Source organism: Nocardia niigatensis NBRC 100131, assembly GCF_000308655.1.
Classification (GTDB): Bacteria; Actinomycetota; Actinomycetes; order Mycobacteriales; family Mycobacteriaceae; genus Nocardia; species Nocardia niigatensis.
Genome location: NZ_BAGC01000057.1, coordinates 1 through 7256, shown reverse-complemented (window position 1 = coordinate 7256; position 7256 = coordinate 1). Strand labels below are relative to the sequence as shown.

2 protein-coding genes are annotated in these 7256 nt (G+C 71.8%); both read left to right on the top strand.

Annotated features, from left to right (window positions below):
* Positions 1 to 3100: condensation domain-containing protein (locus ON33_RS27380; protein WP_040861992.1), on the top strand; the 3100-nt coding region annotated here is incomplete at its 5' end.
* A 284-nt stretch (positions 3101 to 3384) separates the two neighbouring features.
* Positions 3385 to 7256: non-ribosomal peptide synthetase (locus ON33_RS27375; RefSeq protein ID WP_040861991.1), on the top strand; the 3872-nt coding region annotated here is incomplete at its 3' end.

The following is a 7256-nucleotide window of genomic DNA, read 5'->3' as shown; positions in this document are numbered from 1 at the left end:
GGTTGACGTCACCTATCACGAGGTGACCGACGCCGACACGGTGTCGGTCCCGATCGGGCGGCCGGTCTTCAATACCCGTGTCTACGTGCTGGATTCACGCCTGCACCCGGTACCCGTCGGCGTCGCCGGCGAGCTGTACCTGGCCGGCGTGCAGCTGGCGCGCGGCTACGTCGGGCGACCCGACCTGACCGCCGACCGCTTCGTCGCCGACCCGTTCGGCGACGGCGAACGCCTGTACCGCACCGGCGACCTCGTGAAATGGGACGCCGCGGGCGAGCTGGAATATCTGGGCCGCACCGACTTCCAGGTGAAGCTGCGTGGTCTGCGCATCGAGCTGGGCGAGATCGAGGCCGCGCTGCTGGCGCAGCCGGGCGTGACCCAGTCGGTCGTGGTGGTGCGCGCGGACGCGCACACCGGCGATCAGCTGGTCGGATACGCGGTGAGCGCCGAGGCCACCGCCGAGGCGCTGAAAGCCGGTCTGGCCCAGGCGCTTCCGGTCTACATGGTGCCCAGCGCCATCGTGGTGCTCGACGCGTTCCCGCTCAACGCCTCCGGCAAGCTGGACCGCAAGGCGCTCCCGGCACCGGTGTTCGAGGCCAAGACCTTCCGTGCGCCCTCGACCCCGATCGAGGAGAGCGTGGCCGACGTCTTCGCCGAATTGCTCGGCGCGGACCGGGTCGGCGCGGACGACGACTTCTTCGAACTCGGCGGCAACTCGCTCATCGCGACCCGCGCGGTGTCCCGCATCAACGCCGCTCTCGACGCGAATGTGGCCGTGCGCGAACTCTTCGAGACCGCAACGGTTTCCGGGCTGGCGGCGCGTATCGTGCCCGGCGCCGCGACGGGGGTGCGTCCGGCGCTGGTGGCGGGGGCGCGGCCGGCGCGGGTCCCGCTCTCCCTCGCGCAGCAGCGCATGTGGGTGCTGAACCAGCTGGATCCGGAGTCCCCGGCCTACAACATCCCGATGGTCGTCCGTCTGACCGGAACGCTCGACGTGCCCGCCCTGCGGCACGCCGTCGAGGATGTGCTGACCCGCCATGAGGTGCTGCGCACCCGCTACCCAGAGTCGGCTCCGGGCGCGGCGGCCTACCAGGAGATCCTCTCGGTCGCCGACGTGCTGCCGAACGGTCTCGAGGTGGAGCGGGCCGGCGATATCGGCGCCCGCGTCGCCGAGCTGGTCGGCACCGGATTCGATGTGGCTCAGCGGGTTCCGGTGCGGGTTCGCCTGATCACCGGCGACGATCCGGACGACTACCTGCTGGTCCTGGTGGCCCATCACATCGCCGCCGACGGCGCCTCCATGGCCCCGCTGGCGCGCGACCTGATGACCGCCTACCTGGCGCACGCCGCCGGCGAGGCCCCGGCGTGGGCGCCGCTGCCGGTGCAGTACGCCGACTACGCGGTGTGGCAGCGTGCGGCCATCGGCGTCGAGGACGACGCGGACTCGCCCGCTGCCGCCCAGGTCGCATTCTGGCGTGACCAGCTGGCCGGTCTGGCCGACCGCCCGATCCTGCCGCTGGACCGGCCGCGTCCGGCGGCGGCCGCCATGCACGGCACGCTGCTCGACTTCACCCTGCCCGCCGAGGTGCACGCGGGGCTGAATCGCCTGGCGCGCAACCACAACGCCTCGCTGTTCATGGTGGTGCACGCGGCGGTGGCGGCCTGGCTGTCGCGGCTGTCGGGCAGCGCCGACATCGTGCTGGGCACCGCGGTCGCCGGGCGCGGCGAACGCGCGCTCGACGATCTGGTCGGCATGTTCGTCAACACCCTCACCCTGCGCACCCGGGTCGACGCGGCCGCGCCGTTCGACGAGCTGATCGAGCGGGCCCGCGAGACCGACCTGTCGGCGTTCGCCCACGCGGACGTGCCGTTCGAACGGGTCGCGGAGCTCGCCGCACCCGGCCGGTCCCCGGCGAATCCGCTGTTGCAGGTGGTGCTTTCGCTGCAGAACACCGAGACCCCGGTGCTGGAACTGCCGGGCCTCACCGTGGCCGCCGTCGACACCGCGCTGGCCACCGCCAAGTTCGATCTGCAGATCAGCGTGGAACCGCGCCCCGGCGTCGCGGGCGCGGCGGGCGAGCTGGCCGTCATCCTCAACTACGACACCGACCTGTTCGAGGAGTCCTCCATGGAATCCTTCGGCCGCGCGCTCGAGCGGGTCCTCACCTCGGTGGCCTCGGACCCGCAGCTGCCGGTCGGCGACATCGTGCTGCTCGACGCCGCGGAATCGGTTGCGGTGCAGGCGCTCTCACAGTCCGCGCCGGAGCCCGCCGGCGTCGGCGTGCGCGGTGCGGCCCTGGCCCAGGTGCTCGCCACCGCCGCCGAGGACGACCCGGACGGCCCGGCGCTGGTCTGGGGCGAGGAGGCGCTGACCTACCAGGAACTCGACGCCCGCTCCTCTCGGCTGGCCCGCGTGCTCATCGCCCACGGCAGCGGCCCGGGCACCGGCGTGGTGCTGCGCCTGGACCGCGGCGTCGACCAGGTGGTCGCGGTGTGGGCGGTGCTGAAGGCGGGCACCATGGTGGTCCCCTTCGCCGCCGCCGAGGTCCCGGGCCGGGACGTGAAGGTCGGCATCACCGTCGGCGCCGCGCCGGACACCGTGCGCGGCATCGAATGGCTGTCGCTCGACGATCCGGAGACGGCCGCCGAGATCGCCGCCGAATCGGCGCGACCGGTCACCTACGCCAACCGGATTCGCGCGCTGCGCGGCACCGATATCGCCTACGCGGCGGCGGACCGGACCCTCACCTACGACGGCCTGGCCGCCGCGGCCGACCGCGCCCGCGCGCTCGACCTGACCTTCGAGTCGCGCACCTTCCACCACGGTGCGGCCGATTCCGCCCTGACCCTGATCGAAGTGGTCGCGGCGGGAGCGGTCGGAGCGTCTGTGGTGCTGCTGGATTCGGCGGAGGGCACGGCCGGAGCGGATCTCTCGGAGGCGCTGGGCGACGAGTGGGTCACCCACGTCTTCGCCGACCACGACCGCCTCGGCGAGCTGAATCCTGCTCCGCTGGAAGATCTTCGAGCCGTCGTGCTCGACGCGCCGACCGCCGCCGCCGAGGGCTGGCCGGACGCGACCGTACTCGTCCTGCCCGAGTAACCGCCCCGCGCCGCCCGCGTCGCCGTGCGCTAGCGGGCGGTGCTCGCGCCGCCGGAATCACCTCCCGACGGCGCGAGTGGTAGCGAACGGCAATCGCTATGGCGCGGATCACATGCTGCAACGCCGGGGAAGGGCTGCCGATAGTCCCTCCAGTTCGAGGCGCCGGAGCTGCCGTGCGCGGCTATGCTGTGCCGGTTCGTCCGGGCGCGCCGACCTCGTCGCCCCGGACTGTCGAAGAAATTCGACGTGTGTGGATTGCTGGACGTGTGAGGTGAACAACACGGATGGATACAACCCGTAGATCAGTCCGTGGGAGCAGACGCCGCCGGTCCGGCAGCCCCTTCTTCGGTCAACTGCTCACAGCGGCGGTCGAATCCGCCGACGATGCCGTCGCGATCAGCTTCAATCCCACCGGAAACCCTTCCGACCTGCGTGAACTCACCTACCGGGAGCTCGACGAGCAGTCCTCGCGGGTAGCTCGCGAACTCATCGCCCTGGGCATCGGCCCCGGTGACGTGGTGGCCATGGGCATCGCGCGCTCGGTCGAATCGGTGCTGGCCATGTGGGCCATCGTCAAGACCGGCGCCACCTACCTGCCGGTGGACCCGACCTATCCCGGCGACCGGATCGAGCACATGCTCACCGACTCCGGCGCGAAGTACGGCGTCACCCTGGCCACCCACCGGGCCGGGCTGGGAACCGCCGCCTACTGGATCGAACTCGACGATCCCGCCCGCGCCGAGCGCATCGCGGCCCGCCCCGCACACCCGATCTCCTACGCCGACCGCACCCGGCCGCTGACCGAGCAGCACCTGGCCTACGTCATCTACACCTCGGGCTCCACCGGCAAGCCGAAGGGCGTGGCCATCACCCACTCCGGGCTGGCGGGGCTGGCTGCCCGCCGGGAAAGCCGCTCGGTGACCGAGGATTCGCGCATCACCCAGCTGACCACCCCGAGCTTCGATTTCTCCATCGTCGAGATGCTGTACGCGTTCACCGCGGGCGCCACCCTGGTCGTGGTGCCGCCGGACGTCTTCGGCGGCCAGGAGCTGTCCGAGCTGCTCCGCCGCGAACGGGTCACCCATATCTGCATCACCCCGGCGGTGCTGGAATCGCTCGACCCGGCTGTCCCGCAGGACCTGCGGGCCATCATGTGCGGCGGCGAGCGGGTGCCGCCCGCCCTGGTGGACCGCTGGATCACCCCCGACCGCGACTTCCACATCGAATACGGCCCGACCGAGGTCACCGCGCTGTCCACCGGCACCGCGGCGCTGCCGCCCGGCGGCGGCACCCACATCGGCACCCTGCTACCGGGCATCGGCGCGTACGTGCTGGACGCGGGATTGCGGCCGGTGCCGCCCGGCGTGGTCGGCGAGCTCTATCTGGCCGGACCGGCCCTGGCCGCGGGCTATCTGAACCGGCCCGTGCTGACCGCCGAACGCTTCGTCGCCAGCCCTTACGGCGAACCCGGGCAGCGCCTCTACCGGACCGGCGACCTGGTGAAACGCTTGGAGAACGGGAACTTCGAACACCACGGCCGCACCGACTTCCAGGTCAAGATCCGCGGTCTGCGCATCGAACTCGGCGAGATCGACAGCGCCCTCACCGCGCACCCCGGCGTGGACTTCGCGGTCACCCTGGGCACCACGCTGCCCACCGGGGCCGCGGCCCTGGTCACCTACGTGCTGCCCAGCCCCGGAATCGTCCTGGACACCGCGGAATTGGCGGCTTTCGCGGGAGAATCCCTGCCCGCGTACATGGTTCCCGCCGCCATCATGGTCCTCGACGAGATCCCGCTGACCCCGGTCGGCAAGGTCGACCGCGCGCGACTACCGGAACCGGTCTTCACCACCCGTGCCTTCCGCGCTCCCGCGACCGCCGCCGAAGCGGCGGTCGCGGAGGTCTTCTCCGGCCTGCTCACCCCGCCCGGCGCGGAACCGCTGCGCGTCGGCTCCGACGACGACTTCTTCGAACTCGGCGGCAACTCGCTGCTGGCCACCCAGGCCGTCGCCCGCATCGGCACCGCGCTGGGCCTGCGGGTGCCGGTGCGCGTGCTCTTCGAGGCGTCCACCGTCACCGACCTGGCCGGACTGCTGGCCGGGGAGACCACCGGGAACACCACCCCCGCACTGGTTTCCGGGCCCCGGCCCGACCGCGTGCCGCTGTCCTACGCACAGCAGCGCATGTGGTTCCTCAATCGCTTCGCACCCGACAGCGCGGTCGACAATGTGCCGCTCGCGGTGCGGCTCTCCGGTGAACTCGACCTCGACGCCATGCGCGCCGCCGTCCGGGACCTGGTGGAGCGGCACGAGGTGCTGCGCACCGTCTACCCGGAGGTGGACGGCGAGGGCTATCAGCAGGTGCTGCCGCTCACCGATCCCCGCGCCATCCCCGACCTACGGGTCGACGATATAGACGCCGCGGAACTGGCCACGCGGGTCATGGAACTCGGTGGCGCGGGCTTCGACGTCACCGCCACCCCACCCCTCCGACTGCGGGTGCTGCGCCTGGGTCCCGGCGAACAGGTGCTGGTCGCCGTGGTGCACCACATCGCCGCCGACGGCTTCTCCATGGGCCCGCTCACCCGGGACCTGGTGACCGCGTACGTGTCCCGCAGCTCCGGGACCGCACCGCACTGGGCGCCGCTGCCCGTGCAATACGCCGACTACACCCTGTGGCAGCGCACGGCACTCGGCGCCGAGGACGACGAGAGCTCCGCGCTGGCCCGGCAGATCGCGTTCTGGCGCGAGACACTGTCCGAGCTACCCGACGAACTGGTGCTGCCGTCGGATCGCCCGCGCCCGCCGGTCGCCTCGTATCGTGGCGGCACCTACCGCTTCGAACTCGCCGGCGATGTGTACGCCGCCGTGCGCCGGCTCGCCCGCGGCCACAACGGCACCACCTTCATGGTGGTGCACACCGCACTGGCGGTGCTGCTGGCCCAGCTGTCCGGCACCCGGGACATCGCCATCGGCACCCCGGTCGCCGGCCGCGGCGAGGCCGAATTGGACGACCTCATCGGCATGTTCGTCAATACCCTCGTGCTGCGCACCGACGTCGACCCGGCGACCGGCTTCGCCGACCTGCTGGACCGGGTGCGCGACGCCGACGTACGCGCCTTCGGCCATGCCGACGTGCCCTTCGAACGCCTGGTGGACCTGCTCGACCCGGCCCGCTCGCAGGCGCGCAATCCGCTGTTCCAGGTGATGCTCTCGTTCCAGAACCTGGCGCCCGCCGAATTCCGGCTCCCCGGCCTGACCGTCTCCGGCACCGACCTCGAGGTGCCCTTCGCCAAGTTCGACCTGCAGTTGACCGTGCAGGAAACCGTGGACGAGCGCGGCGACGGCACCGGTATGGCGGCCGAATTCTCCTATGCGCTGGACCTTTTCGACGAGCCGACCGTAGCGTCGTTCGCCCGCCGCTTCGCCCGCGTGCTGGAACTGGTCGCGGCCGATCCGATGGCGCCCGTCGGGGATCTCGACCTGCTCGCCCCGGAGGAACGCCGCCGCGTCCTGACCGACTGGAACGCCACCGGTTTCGATGTGATCGCCGCGGCGGGCCTGCCGAACGGCATCGCGCCGACCCTGATCTCGATGTTCGAGGCCCAGGCCGCCGACAGCCCGGACGCCGTGGCACTCGTCTTCGAGGACGAGCGCCTCACCTATCGGGAACTGTCCGAGCGCGCCCGCCGGCTGGCCCGCGAACTGATCGACGGCTACGGGGTCGGGCCGGAAACCTCGGTGGGTCTGGCCATCCGGCGCTCCACTGAACTCGTGGTCGCCATGTACGCCGTCCTCATGACCGGCGCCGCCTACCTGCCCCTGGACCCCGAACAGCCGCTCGACCGCAACGAGCACATCCTCGCCACCGCCGGACCGCGCCTGGTGCTCACCACCTGGCGCGACGGGTTCGGCAGCGGCAGCGGCGTTCCCGCCCTCTTCGTCGAGGAGGCCGAGGAGCGGGCCCGGACCCGGTGGCCGAGCGGGCCCCTCGCCGCCGCCGAACGCACCCGGCCGCTGCGGCCGGGACACCCCGCCTACGTCATCTTCACCTCGGGCTCGACCGGGCGGCCCAAGGGTGTCGCCGTCAGCCACGCCGCCATCGTCAATCGCCTGGTCTGGATGCAGGCGCAGTACCGCCTGACCTACACCGACGT